The organism is Halomonas sp. LMYGS-3 (assembly GCF_059509875.1).
In genome coordinates this window covers 100,367-115,976 of the sequence record NZ_JCAKFQ010000001.1, presented here as the reverse complement: position 1 = coordinate 115,976, position 15,610 = coordinate 100,367, and the positions used below count along the sequence as shown (strand labels likewise).

Here is a 15,610-nt window from a genome sequence, read left to right as displayed (position 1 = left end):
GCGTAATATTATTTACTATCGGAGTTTTCCTGTAAGTTCGCTCCCGCCTTTCTCAACTAAGCTACATGGGAACACGCCGTGTTACCAAGTTTCATGGAAACACACAGTGTTCCCGGCTACTTTCCGTAGCGGTAATGAAGTGGGAGGTGTATTATGGGAAACAGAATACTTATCAAGAAGCTTGGCATACTCGGCGTTTCCATGGGGCTGCTGGCCAGTCCGCTGGCATTCTCCGATGAGCGGACCCTGCCGGTGGTGATCATTACCGCCGAGGAGCTGGCCAGCCCAAGCTTCCGGAGTGATCCGGTCAATGATCCTCAAGACATGATGCAAGCTGCCTTTCGGGGTTATGTGGCGGCGAACGGTTCCAACGGCCTGGTGACCCCAAGCTTCCGGAGTGAACCGGTCAACGATCCCCGAGACATAATGCAAGCTGCCTTACGGGAGCATTTGACTACGAGCATTCACCCCCTGCTGGTTAGCTCAAGCATCCGGAGTGACCCGACTACCGATCATTTCCTAATTTACTAATATAGCTGAACAGGACCTTCTCCGCGGTGACCTTCAAGGCCCTTGCATCCCGCCAGGACCTTGAACGTGTCACCCGTTTTTTTTGGGGCTGGCTCTACGACCAGTCCTTCACTACCCGTCAGTGCTACCAGTGTTTCGCATGCCACCCGGCAGGCCCGTGGCCGTGGATCACCGCACGGCAGGCCTCATTGGCCGGGCTTACCCATGGCACGGCTCGGCGCCACGAGCCTCTCCACCGCCTTGCTCAGCGGCTTGGCCGATCAACGCCAACGTCACCAGAAGGGGAAATCGACCCCAATTCTTTAGTCGGCAAAGCAGCGAGGTTCTTACATGATATTTTATTTCTTTCATGTAAGAGAGTGATATTAACAACCCCACTTTATCTGTAAGCAACAGCCCGCCTCTCGCTACAAAGTAGCAAGGATTCACACTGCGTGGGTCCCTCCCAGCTCGACTGAAAGCCAATGAGAGGTGCATCATGAATTCCACGACCCTTATCAAGCAGCTTGGCGTTCTCGGCATTACCATGGGGCTGGTGACCAGTCCTCTGGCATTCTCCGATCAGCTGACCCTGCCGGCGGTGATCGTTACTGCCGAGGAACTGGCCAGCCCAAGCATGAGAAGTGACCCGATCAACGATCCTCGAGACATGATGCAAGCTGCCTTTCGGGGTTATGTGACGGGGAACGGTACCAACGGGCTGGTGAGCCCCAGCTTCCGGAGTGAACCGGTCAATGATCCCCGAGACCTGATGCAAGCTTCCTTTCGGGATCATATGACTACGAGCATTCACCCTGTGCTGGTGAGCCCCAGCTTCCGGAGTGGCCCGATCAATGATCCTTTTCTGAGGTATTCCGATAACCAAAATGGATCTTCCCATTGACCCCTGATGACTTTCAGAGCCCTTGCGCCTCGCAAGGGCTTTTCATTTTTCCAACGCTGCGAACCGCTGTGCCAAGCCAGGGCCATGATCGACCGTTGGATGCGGTATTACCGTGAAGAACGGCCACATCAGCCCTGGGCTTTGTGGCACCCCGAGCACACCCCGCGTTAGCCGCTTGAGGGGGCAGAAACCAGGGGGCATGCCAGTGGGCCGGAGCGGTTCTGACCCTAGAGGTGCTTGAGCAACTTCTGCAGCTTCTGCAGGTCGCCGGAGTCGCCGACCAGGCGGACGCTACCGGCCATCATGCCGTCGAGAAAGGCCTGCTGGGTGGGCTTCTTCAGCACCTTGAGCGCCGTGGCCTCGTCCTCGAAGCGTAGCTCGAGGTCGAGATCCACCGGCAGGCCTGCCCCGGTGCGGATGCCATGGGTCGACATGCGGTAATGGCGGGCGATGGAGAGGTCCTCGGTGGCGATGCCCCAATCGAGTCCCCGCATTGCGGTGAGCAGTTCACGAAAACGGGGCTTGCGGCGCAGGGCACGCTTGAGCAGCAGTCCCAGCAGCCAGAGCATCAGTCGCAGCTTCATGTCGAGTCCGCCGCCAGAGGAGTAGAGAAGAAACTTCCGCGGCCCGCGTTGCCGCGGGCCGCTTCAAGGCACCGATCTGCTGTCGAGGCGGCCTATTTGGCGACGGCGTCCTTGAGCCCCTTGCCCGGCTTGAAGGCCACGGTCTTGCTGGCCGGGATGTTGAGTGGGGCGCCGGTCTGGGGATTCTTGCCGGTCCGAGCGGCGCGCTCGCGCACGGTGAAAGTGCCGAAGCCGATCAATGAGACGTCCTGCCCCTGGGACACGCTGCCGGTGATCTCGTCGAGGATGACGTTGAGCACCTGGCTCGCCTTGTCCTTGGAGAGATCGGCACGCTCGGCAATCGCCGCGGCGAGTTCTGGTTTACGCATACAGCCCTCCTGGTATTGGCTTGATGTCCGGCGATATCGCTCGCCGGTGTTGTTGTTGATATTCGAGTCGATGAACCCTGCTTTTGCATCACTCGCATGCGGCCTCCCCGGAACACTCTGTCCGGGTCGGGTGACGTGCAACCGGAATGGCGACATGCGAATGACACCAACCAGCAATGACGCAATCTACCCGCACGAAGCGCCGGAGGCGGCATCATTGACGACACTAGCCTAGCAACGGCGGTGCCGCCCGCGCCAGTTCGACTTTCCGACGGACGCAGGCCCCTGTCAACGCAAATCCGATCAAACGTCCGTCCTCGATCTCGGCCAAGGCAGCCAGATCTCCCCCTTCCCCCTCGATGCGCCAGTGCGCCGGCTCCCGGGCGGGGGGCAGTGCCACCACCGGTAGCAGGGGCGTCTTGACCAGCACCGGCCAAGCGCCGTAGGTCACCGGCGTGGGAGTGCCGGCCAGTGTCCTCGCCAGGGCCTTGGCGCTGGCCTGCAAGGGCTGGACATACATGGCATTGACGCCAGCGACGCAGGCCACGTCGCCCAGGGCAAAGACGCCGGGAGCCGAGGTGGCGAGCAGGCGGTCGGTGAGGATCCCCGTCTCCCCGACCGCGAGCCCGGCGGCTTCGGCCAGCTCGGTGCGGGGCCGCAACCCGGTGGCCACCAGCACCAGGTCGACCTCGAGTCGACCGCCATCGCTCAACGCCACGCCGACGTGACGGCCTGCCGCCTCCAGGGCCTCCAGGTGGCGCCCCAGGTACAGCTGCATCCCCGCCGCGGAGAAGGCCTCACCCAGCGCCTGGCCCAGGGGAGCGGGCAGCAGCCTCGGCAGCGGGGCGTTCTCCGGTGCCACCAGGCTGACCTCGTGGCCGCCACCGGCGAGGTCGTTGGCGAATTCGCAGCCCACCAGTCCCACCCCGATGATCGCCACCCGTGCCGGACGGCCGAGCGCCGACAGGGCGGTGTGGAAGACGCGGTAGTCGTCCAGGTCGTTGATGGTGAAGACCCGATCGTGCAGCGCCTCGGGAATGGCGAAGGGCGGAGCCGGACGGGCACCGATGGCCAGCACCAGCTCGCCCCAGGGCAGGACCTCCTCGCCGAGGCTCAGGGTACGGGAGCGGGGGTCGATGGCGTCGACCCGGGTATGGGTGCGCACCACGGCGTCGAGCTGGTCGGCCAGCTCCAGTGCCGAGCGGGCCGCCAGCCGCCCCGGGGGCAGCCGCTTGGCGAAACCGGTGGAGAGCAGCGGCTTGGCGTAGTCGTCGCCACTGTCGGCGGTGATCAGGGTGACGGGACGCTCGGCGTCCAGGGCCCGCAACTGGCGGAGCAGGCCGACGCCTGCCATGCCGGAGCCGATGATGGTCAGGGGAGCGCTCATGGAACTCCTTCGTGCACAGGACCCTCGCCGGGGTTGCCACAGGGAAGCATATCGCGGCCACATGTTACACTAGGCGCCCCTCACAGACCCGGATGATAGAGAGAGTGACGCGGAGCGCCCCGGTGCACGATGGCCACACGCCCGATGCCAGCCCTTCCCGACCCGCCTGGCGCCCCCTGGCGGCGGCCCGCCCGGCCATGAGCCCCGACTGGTGGCAATGGATCGCCTCCCGTGATTCCCTCACCGCGCGCTTGACCGCCGCCGCCGGCGGGCGTGTCTTCCGGGTCCGGCTGCTCGACCAGCGGGTGATGCGGCCCCGGCGCGACGAAGCCAGGGCGCTGGGGATTCCCTACCCTCGCTATGCCTGGTGCCGGCAGGTCGCGCTCTGCCTCGACGAACGTCCCTGGGTGGTGGCCCGTTCGGTGGCGCCGCTGGCCCAGCTGCGTGGCCAACGCCTCGACCGGCTCGGTGAGCGCTCGCTGGGCAGCTGGTTGTTCCGTCAGCCGGACCTCGCGCGCAGCCCCATCGAGGTCACCGCCTCGCCGCCGCCCTTCCACCCGGACGACGGCCCCTGGGGGCGACGCTCGGTATTCCGCCATGGCCGCTTCGCGGTGCTGGTGCAGGAGTTCTTCCTCGACGGCATGGCGGATGACCTCGGCCTGCCTTCGCGCTAGGCTCCGGGGCAGCCAAACCGGATAACACGAGGACGAGATGGAACGATCCCTGATGCACCCCAAGGGCCTGTCGCGGGTCCCCGACTTCCTGCACCTGATGCGCCTGGACCGCCCCATCGGCACCTGGCTGCTGATGTGGCCCACCCTCTGGGCCCTGTGGTTCGCCGCCGAGGGCGTGCCGGGGCGCCATGTGCTGCTGATCTTCGTCGCCGGGGTCTACCTGATGCGCGCCGCGGGCTGCGTGGTCAACGACTACGCCGACCGCCACTTCGACGGCCACGTCAAGCGCACGAAGAACCGCCCCCTGGCCACCGGTCGCATCGGCGAGGGCGAGGCCCGGGCGCTGTTCCTGATCCTGGTGACGGCGGCCTTCGTGCTGGTGTGGTTCACCAACCTCTTCACCGTGATGCTGTCGCTGGTCGGGGTGGTGCTGGCCTTCATCTACCCCTTCATGAAGCGCTACACCCACCTCCCCCAGCTGTTCCTCGGCGCCGCCTTCTCCTGGGCGATCCCCATGGCCTTCGGCGCGGTGCTGGGCCAGGTCCCGGTCGAGGCCTGGCTGCTGTTCTTCGCCAACGTGGCCTGGACGGTGGCCTATGATACCGAGTACGCCATGGTCGACCGCGACGACGATCTGAAGATCGGTATCAAGTCCACCGCCGTGCTGTTCGGCCGTGCCGACCGGGTGATGATCGGCCTGCTGCAGGGGCTGACCCTCGTCCTGCTGGCCTGGGCCGGCGCCCGCCTGGCCCTGGGCGGCTTCTTCTGGCTCGGGCTGGCGGCCATGGCGGCGACCTTCGTCCACCAGCAGTTCCTGATCCGCGACCGGGAGCGCGATCGCTGCTTCCAGGCCTTCCTCAACAATCACTGGTCGGGCCTGGTGGTGTTCGCCGGGATCGCACTCAGCCTGTGGCCGGCGACGACGCCCTGAGGCGGTGGCAGGGCAATGGCGGCTAGATGGACGGCCGACGCTGAATCTGATTCATCTGGAACCGGTGACTCACCAGAACAGTCTCAAGACAAATGGGGCATTGCGGCGCTCGCGGATGATGATCGCGATCACCCGCACGGGTTGAAGTGAGATCGGTGGCACTCCGGCCGTAGGCCTGGCGTCGTCGCTGCTGCTTCGGTGAAGGTCGGCGCCAATCTCTCCGGATATCCAGTTTTCTAACCGCTAGGGGGCATGGATGTGGAGATGCGTTGGCATCCACTCTTGTGTGGCGCGACCCTCTGGCTCCTGGTGGCGGCCTCGGTCGGCGCCGACGAGCTACTGCAGGAAGCCGGCGAGGCACAACGTGCCCAGGCCGAGCTGCAGGCACGCATCGAGGCCGCCGATGACCAGGTGCGGGAGCGGCTCGAGGAGTTGCGACGCCTGGAACGCGAGACGCGCCGGCTCGATGCCGAGAGTGACCTGCTGGCGCCGTATCTGGCACGCCAGGCCGATCTCCTCGACCAGCGCGAGGCGGCGCTCGCCGCCCAGGCCGAGACCCGCGCGGCGCTGCCGGACCTGCAGCGCCGCCTGGTGGAGCGCCTGGGAGGGTGGGTCGAACGGGATCTGCCATTCCTGGTCGACGAACGCCGGGCCCGGGTCGCCAGCCTGGAGGCGGCGATGGTGGACCGGGACATGCCGGTTGACAGGCGGCTGGAGCAGATCCTCGCCGCCTGGCGAACCGAGCTCGACTACGGGAGCGAGTTCGATGCCTGGCGGGGCTTCCTCTCGGCGGGCGAGGCACGCCGCGAAGTGGAGTTCCTGCGCCTCGGTCGGGTCGGGCTCTACTATCTGACCCCGGACGGCCGCGAAGGCGGCGTCTGGCGCGCCAGCCAGGAGCGCTGGGTGGCCCTCGACGAGCGGGAGCGCCGCGAGGTGCGACGTGGTCTGCTCATCGCCCGCGACCAGCGGACACCGGCCCTGCTGCGCCTGCCGATGTCCCGCGCGCTGGAATCTCGAGCGGCGCTCGGGAGGGAGGCTCAGCCATGATGTTCATGCCTTGGCGGAGAAGGCTCCTGCTCGGTGCCTTCCTGCTGGCATCGCCGGGCTGGGCCTGGGCCCAGGCCCAGCCGCTCGAGACACTGCGCGCCGAGCGCCAGGCCGCGGAGGCACGCGACCAGGCCCGGCTCGAGGCGCTTCTCGATGATGGCCAGGCCCTCCAGGCCGCCCTGAACGAGGCCCGAGAGGCTCATGCCGAGGCCGAGGCGCGCCATGCGGCGCTCCAGGCCCGCGATGCGGAGCTGGCCGAGCGCCGCGCCGAACTGGCGCATCGCCAGGACGAGCAGGGCGACGACCTGACCGCGGTGCTCGGGGTGCTGGCCCGTCACAGCGGCGAGTTGCGCGATGCGCTGGCCGAGAGTTGGGTGACGGTGGGGGGCGCCTCGCTGCCGCCGCGGCTGCACGATGTGGAGGTCCTGACCCCCGAGCACCTGGAGACCCTCGGCGATGCCCTGATGGCGCTCACCGCCGAGAGTGGTCGTATCGTGCGGTTCATCGCCCCGGTGGCCGATGCCAGTGGTGCGCTCTTTCCCCGGGAGGTGGTGCGCGTGGGCGACCTGGCGGCCTTCAGCGACGGGGCCCTGCTGCGACATGGCGCCGGGGAGGACACCCTGGCCGTCCTCGAGCGAACCCCGCCTCGGGTGGTGCGGAGCCTGGCGGCCTTCCAGGCCGGCGAGGAGAGTGCTCTGCTGCTGGACCCCACCGGCGGGCAGGTGATCATGGCGCTCACCCAGCGTCCGACCCTGGAGGAGCGCTTCCACCAGGGGGGCATCGTGGGCTACGTGGTGGTGGGACTGGGAGGCGTCGGCCTGCTGGTGGCCCTGGCCCAGTACGCCTATCTGCTGTGGATCAGCTGGGCGACACGTCGCCAGTTGCGCGACCTGACCCGACGGCGCGAGGACACTCCCCTGGGCCGGGTCCTGCAGCGCTTCGACTCCCTGCCCGATGACCCGGTGCCGGAGGCGCTGGAGGCGCGCCTCGACGAGGCGGTGCTCGCCGAGCTGCCGCGGCTGGAGCGCGGACAGTCGCTGGTCAAGCTGACCGCCGCCGTGGCCCCGCTGCTGGGGCTGCTCGGCACCGTCCTCGGCATGATCGTCACCTTCCAGGCGATCACCGTGTACGGCACCGGCGACCCGCAATTGATGGCCGGGGGCATCAGCCAGGCCCTGGTCACCACCGTGCTGGGGCTGATTGTCGCCGTGCCCCTGCTCTTCGCCCACACCGCCCTGGTCGCACGCAGCCGTCAGCTGGCGTGCGTGGTGGAGGGGCAGGCCACCGAGGCGCTGGCCGAACGGCTCGAGCGGTGCAGGCCACGCCTCGCCAGGACTGAGGAGTGAAGGCCATGCTGTCTCTCTGGCTCGCCCCCCTGGAACGGCTGATCGAGGCCGGTGGCATCATCCTGGTGGTGATCGCTCTGGTAGCGGCCCTGCTGTTCAGCCTCGCGCTGGAGCGGGGGCTCTTCTTCCACATCACCTACCAGCGCGCTCGCCATCGGCTGATCGCCCGCTGGGTGGCGCGCCCCGACCATTCGAGCTGGAGCGCCCTGACCCTGCGCGAGGTCTGGACCCGGGAGCTGATCAACCGCCTGCGCCGCCCGCTGCCCTGGCTCAGGCTGCTGGTGACGCTCTGCCCGCTGCTGGGGCTGCTCGGCACCGTGACCGGCATGATCGCGGTCTTCGACAGCCTGGCGCTGAGCGAGACCAGCCAGGCCCGCGCCATGGCCGACGGCGTGGCCCGGGCGACCCTGCCGACCTTGGCCGGCATGGCAGTGGCCGTGGTCGGCCTGCTCTTCACCAGCCGACTCGAACGGGTCATTCGGCGCGAGGACCAGTGGCTGCACGACCGCATGGCCGAAGCCGTGGAGGACACTCATGCGCAGGCGCCGTAGTCTCGGAGGACTTGGAGACGATGCCGGCGAGGTCAACCTGACCCCGATGCTGGATGTGGTCTTCATCATGCTGATCTTCTTCATCGTCACCACCAGCTTCATCAAGGAGAGCGGGGTGGAGATCCAGCGTCCGGAACACAGCGCCGCCTTACCCCGGCCCGACGCCCAGCTGATGGTGGCGATCACCCCGGGTGGTGCCGTCTGGGTGGATGGTCAGCCGGTGGATCTCCATCGGGTGGGCGAACGGGTGGCCGCCCTGGTCAGCGGCGACGGTGGCGTGGTGATCCAGGCCGATCGCGACGCCACCACTGGCCTGCTGCTCGAGGTGATGGACCGTATCCGCCAGGCCGGCGTCGAGGACGTCGCGGTGGCCGCGATCCGGAGGGCACCATGATCCGGGGGCCCGCCGCGGCCCTGGCCGGTACGCTCATGGCGCTGGTGCTGTTCTGGCTGCTGGCCCTGGTGGTGTCGCCCCCCGAGCAGGAGCTGGACATGCCCGATGACCCCATCCGGCTGAGCAGCATCGAGGCGCCCGTGGCAGAGGAGGAGCCGGCACCGGTGTCGCCGGCCGAAACCGCGCCGGCGGCCCCCACCATGCCGCCCGCGACGCCTGCGCCGCCCCCCTTGCCGGAGCCGACACCGCCCCTGGAGAGCCCCATCGCCCTGCCCGAACCGGAGCTGCCGCCGGAGACCGTCGAGCCGCTGGAACTGGACACCACGCTGCCGGCGCTGGCCGAAGCGATCCCCGAGCCTGAGCCGCCCCCCGAACCCACGCCGGAGCCCCCCACCCCGCAGCCCGCCCCCGAGCCGACTCCCCCGGCCCCGGAGCCCCCACCTCGGCCGGCCGTGTCGCCCGCCCCGCCCGCGCCATCCCCCCCCGCGGAAACCCGCACCGAGCCGGCCACCCGCGAGCCGGTGGAGGTCGGTGCGCTCGTGCCCACTCACCTGATCCCTCCCGAGTACCCGCCCCGGGCCCGGCGCCAGCGCCTGGAGGGCTATGTGGAACTGGAGTTCGTGATCCGTGGCGATGGCCGCGTCGACACCTCGACGATTCGGGTCGTCGACGCGCGGCCGCGCAATGTTTTCGAGGACGCCGCCCGCCGGGCGGTGGCGCGCTGGCGCTTCGAACCGGCCGAGGGGCTGCGCCGTGCCCGCCAGCGTCTGGAATTTCAGTTGAGGTGAGCGTCATGTCGGCAAAGCGACTCGCCACCCTGTGTGCCACCGGTTGGCTGCTGATCATCACGCCGGCGGTCGCCGCCCCCCCGCTGCCTGGCGACGTTATCGCCGATCTCGAGACCCTGCAGCAGCGCCTGGAGCAGGGAGACACCGAAGCGGCGAAGGAACACGCCCTCGCCCAGGCCGAACGCCTGGCCGACGGTAACGACGCCGACCGCTGGGCGCGGGCCCTCTATCTGCAGCTGGCGGCCGGTGCCGAGGTCCGTGCCGGCCGCCCCGCCGCGGCGGCCGAGCGGCTGCGCGAGGCCCGCGAGACGCCGGGGGTGGAGGAGGACCAGCGCGATCGCTGGCAGCGCGACGAGGCGCGGCTGCGCCTGGCCGCCGGTCAGCACGAACGCGGTGCCGACCTGCTGGCCGACTGGCTGGCCCGTCATCCCGGTGACGTGGAAGGTCACTGGCGCCTGGCCCGGGCCCTGGCCGAGCTGGAACGCTGGGAGGTGGCCGCCGACGCCGTCGCCCGGGCCCTGGCGGTGACGCCCGAGCCCGAGGCGAGTCAGCGGGCCCTGGCCAGCGCCGTCTACCGCCGCGCCGGCCGCGAGGAGGTGGCGCTGGCGCTGGTCGAGGCCGGGCTCGAGGGTTCGCGGGATCCCGCAGCCTGGCGCCAGGCCGCGGCCCTGGCGCAGCGGCTGGGCGATGAAGGGCGCGCCGCGGCGATCTGGGAGACCGGCTGGCGCCGGGGCGTGCTGGCCGGGGAGGCCGACCTGCACCGGCTGGTCGAGCTGCACCTGGCCGGCGGGACCCCGGCACGGGCCGCCGAGTACCTGGAGGCGGGAATCGTCGATGGTGTGCTGGAAGATAGCGAGGCGAATCGTCGGCTGCTTGCCCAGGCCTGGGAGGCGGCCCGGGATCGCGAGCGGGCGCTGGCTTCCTGGGAGGTGCTGGCCGAACAGACCGACAGCGGCGATGACTGGCTGCGCCTGGGTCAGTTGGCCTATGCCTGGGGGCGCGAGGTGCTGGCCGAGCGAGCCTGGCGGGCGGCCAGTGAGCGCGGGCAGGAGCAGGCCGAACGCTGGCTCGAGGCCCTGGTCGCCTCCCCTCTGTAGAAGATCGCTTCAGCGAGCGAAGGCGCCGCAGACGCGCCAGCTTGCGCTGCTGGCACTTCTTCTGGGTGAAGCGGCGCGACGAGGTCGTCTCGTCGGGATTCTCGTGGTGCGATTGCTGGAGGCGGTAACAGGGCCAGGGCATGGGTGTCATCCAATTGTCATGATGGCATGATGTCATCGTCATCGACACGTCATTGACCACGAGGCTCCGGGATGACCGCCAAGACCGTTCTGATCGTCGATGATGAAGCGTCGATCCGCGAGATGATCGCGGTGGCGCTGGAGATGGCCGACTATCGCGTGCTCGAGGCGGACAACGCCCAGACGGCGCACGCCATGGTCGTCGACCACCAGCCCGACCTGCTGCTGCTCGACTGGATGATGCCCGGCACCAGCGGCATCGAACTGGCCAGGCGCCTCAAGCGCGAGGAGGTCACCAGCGAGTTGCCGATCATCATGCTCACCGCCAAGAGCGAGGAGGACAACAAGATCCAGGGGCTCGAGGCCGGCGCCGACGACTACATCACCAAGCCCTTCTCGCCGCGGGAACTGGTGGCCCGCCTCAAGGCCGTTCTGCGCCGCACCACGCCGCGGGGCGTGGAGGATCCGGTGGAGGTCGACGGGCTGCTGCTCGACCCGGTCAGCCACCGGGTCAGCTCCGGCGGCCGCGCGGTGGAGATGGGGCCCACCGAGTATCGCCTGCTGCAGTTCTTCATGACCCACCAGGAGCGCGCCTATACGCGCAGTCAGCTGCTCGACCAGGTGTGGGGCGGCAATGTCTATGTCGAGGAGCGTACTGTGGACGTGCATATCCGCCGCCTGCGCAAGGCGCTGGGCGACGCCCACCAGCATCTGATCCAGACCGTGCGCGGTACCGGCTATCGGTTCTCCGCCAAGGGTTGATATGCGCCTCTGGCGTCGCGAACTCTGGCGCCTGGGCCTGCTCGCCGGCCTCGGGGCCCTGGCGGGCTGGCCGTTCTCGGCCCCCGGATTCGGCCTCGCCGCCGGCCTGGCGCTCTGCCTGCTCCACTACCTGCGCCAGCTGCACGCCCTGCACGCCTGGCTGATCCACAACCCCCAGGCCGACCCGCCCGCCGCCAGCGGCCTGTGGGGCGACCTGTTCGACCGGCTCTACCGCTACCAGAAGGGCCAGCGCCTCACCCAGAGCCGGCTGCGCAGCACCCTCAAGCGCATCCAGGAGTCCTCCGAGGCGATGCGCGACAGCGTGGTGATGCTCGACCGGCACGGCGACCTGGAGTGGTGGAACAGCGCCGCCACGCGGATGCTCGGCCTGCAGGCCGCCCACGACCGCGGGCAGCACGTCACCAACCTGATTCGCGACCCGCGTTTCGTCGCCTATTTCGATGCCCGCGACTACCGCGACCCCCTGACCCTGCCTTCGCCCATCGACGAGCGGCTGATCCTGCAGTTCCAGATCACTCTCTACGGCGACGACGAGCGGCTGCTGATGGCCCGGGACATCACCCGCCTGCATCGCCTGGAGCAGATGCGCCGCGACTTCGTGGCCAACGTCTCCCATGAACTGCGTACGCCGCTGACCGTGCTGTCCGGCTACCTGGAGACCTACACGGCTTACGTCGCCGAGCGGAGCGCCGATCAGTTGCCGCCTCGCTTCGCCCGTGGCCTCGCCCAGATGCAGGAGCAGGCCACGCGCATGCAGAACCTGGTCGACGACCTGCTGCTGCTCTCGCGGCTGGAGATCGACCGGGGCGGTGACGACCACGCGCCGCTGGCCATGGCCGAGCTGCTGGAGAGCGTGTGTCGCGATGCCGAGGCACTCTCCGCCGGGCGCCAGCGGATCCGGGTGGAGGTCGAGGAACCGCGGCGGCTGATCGCCAGCGAGCAGGAGACACGCAGCGCCATCTCCAACCTCGCCTTCAACGCCGTGCGCTACACCCCCGAGGGGTGCCATGTCACCCTGCGCTGGAGATCCCACCCCCGGGGCGCCTGCGTGGAGGTGGAGGACGACGGCGACGGCATCGATCCGGTGCATATCCCCCGGCTCACCGAGCGCTTCTACCGGGTCGACAAGGGGCGCAGCGCCGCCACCGGTGGCACCGGCCTGGGCCTGGCCATCGTCAAGCACGTGCTGTTGCGCCACGACGCCCGCCTGGAGATCGAATCCCGCCCCGGCCAGGGCGCCCTGTTCCGTTGCATCTATCCCGCCTCGCGACTGGCCGCCCCCGAATCCATCGCCTCGGCCTGAGCCCTCGCCGCCGGGGATGAGGTCCCGGCGCACCGCGGACTGGATTTCTTCACGGCCTGCTGATAGGTTTCGAGTGCCTCGCGGGGGCCGCCACGAGCGCTCCCGCGGTCCATCGGGAGCCGACTCTCCGCCGCCGGGGAATGGCGAGGCATAGGCGTCTCCTATCGCCTCCATGCCGCCATTCAATTTAGCCAATCGTCTAAAAGCGGCTACCATGGGCCCCGTATCCTGATCAACCACCCACCTATCGAGGAGTTATCCACGCGATGTCCCTGATCAACACCGAAGTCAAGCCGTTCAAAGCCACCGCGTTCCACAATGGCGAGTTCATCGACGTCACCGAAGAGAGCCTGAAGGGCAAGTGGAGCATCTTCTTCTTCTATCCGGCCGACTTCACCTTCGTCTGCCCCACCGAACTCGGTGACCTGGCGGACAACTACGCAGAGTTCCAGAAGCTGGGCGTCGAGATCTATGGCGTCTCCACCGACACCCACTTCACCCACAAGGCGTGGCACGACAGCTCCGAGACCATCAACAAGATCCAGTATCCGATGCTGGCCGACCCGACCTTGACCATCTCGCGCAACTTCGAGGTGCTGATCGAGGATGCCGGCCTGGCCGAGCGTGGCACCTTCGTGATCGACCCGGACGGCAAGATCCAGATCGTCGAGATCAACGCCGGCAACATCGGCCGCAACGCCGAGGAGCTGCTGCGCAAGGTCAAGGCCGCCCAGTACGTGCGTGCCAACCCGAACGAAGTCTGCCCGGCCAAGTGGCAGGAAGGCGAAGAGACCCTGGCTCCGTCCCTGGACCTGGTCGGCAAGATCTAAGGAAACGCTGTTTCCCCAAGTAGCGTCATCGCGGGGCCGCAACGGTCCCGCAGCCCCACCCGGGCGGTTCCTCGCCCGGGTGCTCTTTCCGAGTCATGAGACGCCACTGGCGACGCCCGTCCGGGCGAGCGCACGGCCCCCTCGTGACCCCTGAACGCAGACATGAAAGGAAGCCGCTGTCATGTTGGACGCCTCTCTGAAAAATCAGCTCAAAGCCTATCTGGAAAAGGTCACCCAGCCCTTCGAGATCGTCGCGTCCCTCGATGACGGGGCCAAGTCCCGGGAACTGCACGGTCTCTTGACCGACATCGTCGGCCTGACCGACAAGATTTCCCTGCGTACCGATGGCACCGATCCGCGCACGCCGTCGTTCGCGCTCAATCGCCCGGACGAGGATTCCGGCCTGGTCTTCGCCGGCATCCCCATGGGCCACGAGTTCACCTCGCTGGTGCTGGCGCTGCTGCAGATCGGTGGCCACCCGCCCAAGACGAGCCGGGAGGTGATCGACCAGATCCAGGGCCTCGAGGACGACCTGCACTTCGAGACCTACTACTCGCTGTCGTGCCAGAACTGCCCCGACGTGGTGCAGGCGCTCAACCTGATGGCCATCCTCAATCCGAAGGTGCGCCACGTGGCCATCGACGGGGCCCTGTTCCAGGACGAGGTGGAAGCGCGCCAGGTCATGTCGGTACCGAGCATCTACCTCAATGGCGAGCCCTTCGACCAGGGCCGCATGAGCCTCGAGCAGATCCTCGCCAAGGTGGACACCGGTGCCGCCCGGCGCGAGGCCGCCAGGCTCAACGACAAGGCCGCCTTCGACGTGCTGGTGGTGGGCGGTGGCCCGGCCGGTGCCGCGGCGGCCGTCTATGCCGCGCGCAAGGGCATCCGTACCGGCGTGGCCGCCGAGCGTTTCGGCGGCCAGGTGCTCGATACCCTGGCCATCGAGAACTTCATCTCGGTGCCGCACACCGAAGGCCCCAAGCTGGCCGCGGCCCTGGAGGAGCACGTCAAGGAGTATGACGTCGACATCATGAACCTGCAGCGCGCGGTCGAGCTGGTGCCGGCCGCCGAGCCCGGCGGCGAGCACGAGATCCGCTTCGCGTCCGGCGCCGGCCTCAAGAGCCGGACCCTGGTGCTGGCCACCGGCGCCCGCTGGCGCCAGATGGGCGTTCCCGGTGAGGAGGAGTACCGCAACAAGGGCGTGGCCTACTGCCCCCACTGCGACGGTCCGCTGTTCAAGGGCAAGCGGGTGGCGGTGATCGGCGGGGGCAACTCCGGTGTCGAGGCGGCCATCGACCTGGCCGGCCTGGTGGCCCAGGTCACCCTGATCGAGTTCATGGACGAACTGCGTGCCGATGCCGTGCTGCAGAAGAAGCTGGCGAGCCTGCCCAACGTCACCGTGATCAAGGGGGCGAGGACCACCGAGGTCAATGGCGACGGCACCCGGGTCAACGGCCTGACCTATGAGGAGCGGGCCAGCGGCGAGAGCAGGACGCTCGACCTGGAAGGCGTCTTCGTGCAGATCGGCCTGGTGCCCAACACCGAGTGGCTCAAGGGCTCGCCGGTGGAGCTCTCCGAGCGTGGCGAGATCATCGTCGACGCGCGCGGCATGACCACCCTGCCCGGGGTCTTCGCCGCTGGTGACGTGACCACCGTGCCCTACAAGCAGATCGTGATCGCCATGGGCGAGGGCTCCAAGGCGGCGCTGGGTGCCTTCGACCATCTCATTCGTAGCTGACGGCGTCTCGGGTCACCGCTGACCCGCGTATCGGGCGGCTCCTGCGCCCCCACCGGGCCCGCCGGTGGGGGCGTGCCCGTTCCTGGGCGGGTCGAGCGCGACCGCAAAAAGATGCCATTCAGTATCAAGTTTTCGCCGCCGAGGCCGAAACTACGTACAGTTGGGCCGTGTCTGAGACGTCGACGAGCACGGGCCGCTTTCTAGACAGGGCACGGGAAAGCCCCGCCGTTTCAG

17 protein-coding genes are annotated in these 15,610 nt (G+C 68.2%); 14 read left to right on the top strand and 3 right to left on the bottom strand.

Annotated elements, in window-relative coordinates; all coding sequences use genetic code 11:
* Nucleotides 1–153: 153 nt before the first annotated feature.
* Nucleotides 154–531, top strand: coding sequence for a hypothetical protein (locus AC5W54_RS00570; RefSeq protein WP_495960121.1), 378 nt, complete (start codon nt 154–156; stop codon nt 529–531).
* 478 nt (nt 532–1,009) lie between these two features.
* Complete coding sequence (locus AC5W54_RS00565; protein ID WP_495960120.1) at nt 1,010–1,414, top strand: hypothetical protein; 405 nt, start codon at nt 1,010–1,012, stop codon at nt 1,412–1,414.
* 227 nt (nt 1,415–1,641) lie between these two features.
* Here the strand turns inward: AC5W54_RS00565 and AC5W54_RS00560 are convergent, their stop codons facing one another.
* The 3 genes from AC5W54_RS00560 to AC5W54_RS00550 all read right to left on the bottom strand — a co-directional run bounded on the left by AC5W54_RS00560 (nt 1,642) and on the right by AC5W54_RS00550 (nt 3,753).
* A complete protein-coding gene (locus tag AC5W54_RS00560; RefSeq protein WP_495960119.1) occupies nt 1,642–1,998 on the bottom strand; it encodes a hypothetical protein in 357 nt (118 codons plus the stop codon).
* Nucleotides 1,999–2,090: 92 nt separating this feature from the next.
* Nucleotides 2,091–2,522 carry an HU family DNA-binding protein gene (locus AC5W54_RS00555; protein WP_495960118.1) on the bottom strand — a complete coding sequence of 144 codons (432 nt, stop codon included), beginning with the start codon at nt 2,520–2,522 and terminating at the stop codon, nt 2,091–2,093.
* A gap of 70 nt (nt 2,523–2,592) precedes the next feature.
* Nucleotides 2,593–3,753: an FAD-dependent oxidoreductase gene (locus AC5W54_RS00550; protein ID WP_495960117.1), complete on the bottom strand. Its 1,161-nt coding sequence runs from the start codon at nt 3,751–3,753 to the stop codon at nt 2,593–2,595.
* Nucleotides 3,754–3,857: 104 nt separating this feature from the next.
* Here AC5W54_RS00550 and AC5W54_RS00545 point away from each other — a divergent pair, with 104 nt between their 5' ends.
* The 12 genes from AC5W54_RS00545 to ahpF all read left to right on the top strand — a co-directional run bounded on the left by AC5W54_RS00545 (nt 3,858) and on the right by ahpF (nt 15,376).
* Entirely contained in the window at nt 3,858–4,427 is a 570-nt protein-coding gene (locus AC5W54_RS00545; RefSeq protein ID WP_495960116.1) for a chorismate--pyruvate lyase family protein, read from the top strand.
* 37 nt (nt 4,428–4,464) lie between these two features.
* Nucleotides 4,465–5,358 (top strand): 4-hydroxybenzoate octaprenyltransferase, encoded by an 894-nt coding sequence (gene ubiA / locus AC5W54_RS00540; RefSeq protein WP_495960115.1) that lies wholly within the window; start codon nt 4,465–4,467, stop codon nt 5,356–5,358.
* A 264-nt stretch (nt 5,359–5,622) separates the two neighbouring features.
* A complete protein-coding gene (locus tag AC5W54_RS00535) occupies nt 5,623–6,405 on the top strand; it encodes a DUF3450 family protein (RefSeq protein WP_495960114.1) in 783 nt (260 codons plus the stop codon).
* Nucleotides 6,405–7,751: a MotA/TolQ/ExbB proton channel family protein gene (locus tag AC5W54_RS00530; RefSeq protein WP_495960434.1), complete on the top strand. Its 1,347-nt coding sequence runs from the start codon at nt 6,405–6,407 to the stop codon at nt 7,749–7,751. The genes AC5W54_RS00535 and AC5W54_RS00530 overlap by 1 nt, the downstream gene beginning before the upstream one ends.
* Before the next feature lie 5 nt (nt 7,752–7,756).
* A complete protein-coding gene (locus AC5W54_RS00525) occupies nt 7,757–8,302 on the top strand; it encodes a MotA/TolQ/ExbB proton channel family protein (RefSeq protein ID WP_495960113.1) in 546 nt (181 codons plus the stop codon).
* Nucleotides 8,286–8,696: an ExbD/TolR family protein gene (locus AC5W54_RS00520; RefSeq protein WP_495960112.1), complete on the top strand. Its 411-nt coding sequence runs from the start codon at nt 8,286–8,288 to the stop codon at nt 8,694–8,696. Before AC5W54_RS00525 ends, AC5W54_RS00520 begins: the two co-directional genes overlap by 17 nt.
* A complete protein-coding gene (locus AC5W54_RS00515) occupies nt 8,693–9,484 on the top strand; it encodes a TonB family protein (protein ID WP_495960111.1) in 792 nt (263 codons plus the stop codon). Before AC5W54_RS00520 ends, AC5W54_RS00515 begins: the two co-directional genes overlap by 4 nt.
* A gap of 5 nt (nt 9,485–9,489) precedes the next feature.
* Nucleotides 9,490–10,581 (top strand): hypothetical protein, encoded by a 1,092-nt coding sequence (locus tag AC5W54_RS00510; RefSeq protein ID WP_495960110.1) that lies wholly within the window; start codon nt 9,490–9,492, stop codon nt 10,579–10,581.
* A 213-nt stretch (nt 10,582–10,794) separates the two neighbouring features.
* Nucleotides 10,795–11,484 carry a phosphate regulon transcriptional regulator PhoB gene (gene phoB, locus AC5W54_RS00505; protein ID WP_495960109.1) on the top strand — a complete coding sequence of 230 codons (690 nt, stop codon included), beginning with the start codon at nt 10,795–10,797 and terminating at the stop codon, nt 11,482–11,484.
* Nucleotide 11,485: 1 nt separating this feature from the next.
* Complete coding sequence (gene phoR, locus AC5W54_RS00500) at nt 11,486–12,808, top strand: phosphate regulon sensor histidine kinase PhoR (RefSeq protein WP_495960108.1); 1,323 nt, start codon at nt 11,486–11,488, stop codon at nt 12,806–12,808.
* A 266-nt stretch (nt 12,809–13,074) separates the two neighbouring features.
* The gene (ahpC, locus tag AC5W54_RS00495) at nt 13,075–13,638 is read left to right on the top strand and encodes an alkyl hydroperoxide reductase subunit C (RefSeq protein ID WP_495960107.1); all 564 of its coding nucleotides are present in this window, start codon (nt 13,075–13,077) and stop codon (nt 13,636–13,638) included.
* A gap of 181 nt (nt 13,639–13,819) precedes the next feature.
* Nucleotides 13,820–15,376: an alkyl hydroperoxide reductase subunit F gene (gene ahpF / locus AC5W54_RS00490; protein WP_495960106.1), complete on the top strand. Its 1,557-nt coding sequence runs from the start codon at nt 13,820–13,822 to the stop codon at nt 15,374–15,376.
* Nucleotides 15,377–15,610 lie beyond the last annotated feature (234 nt).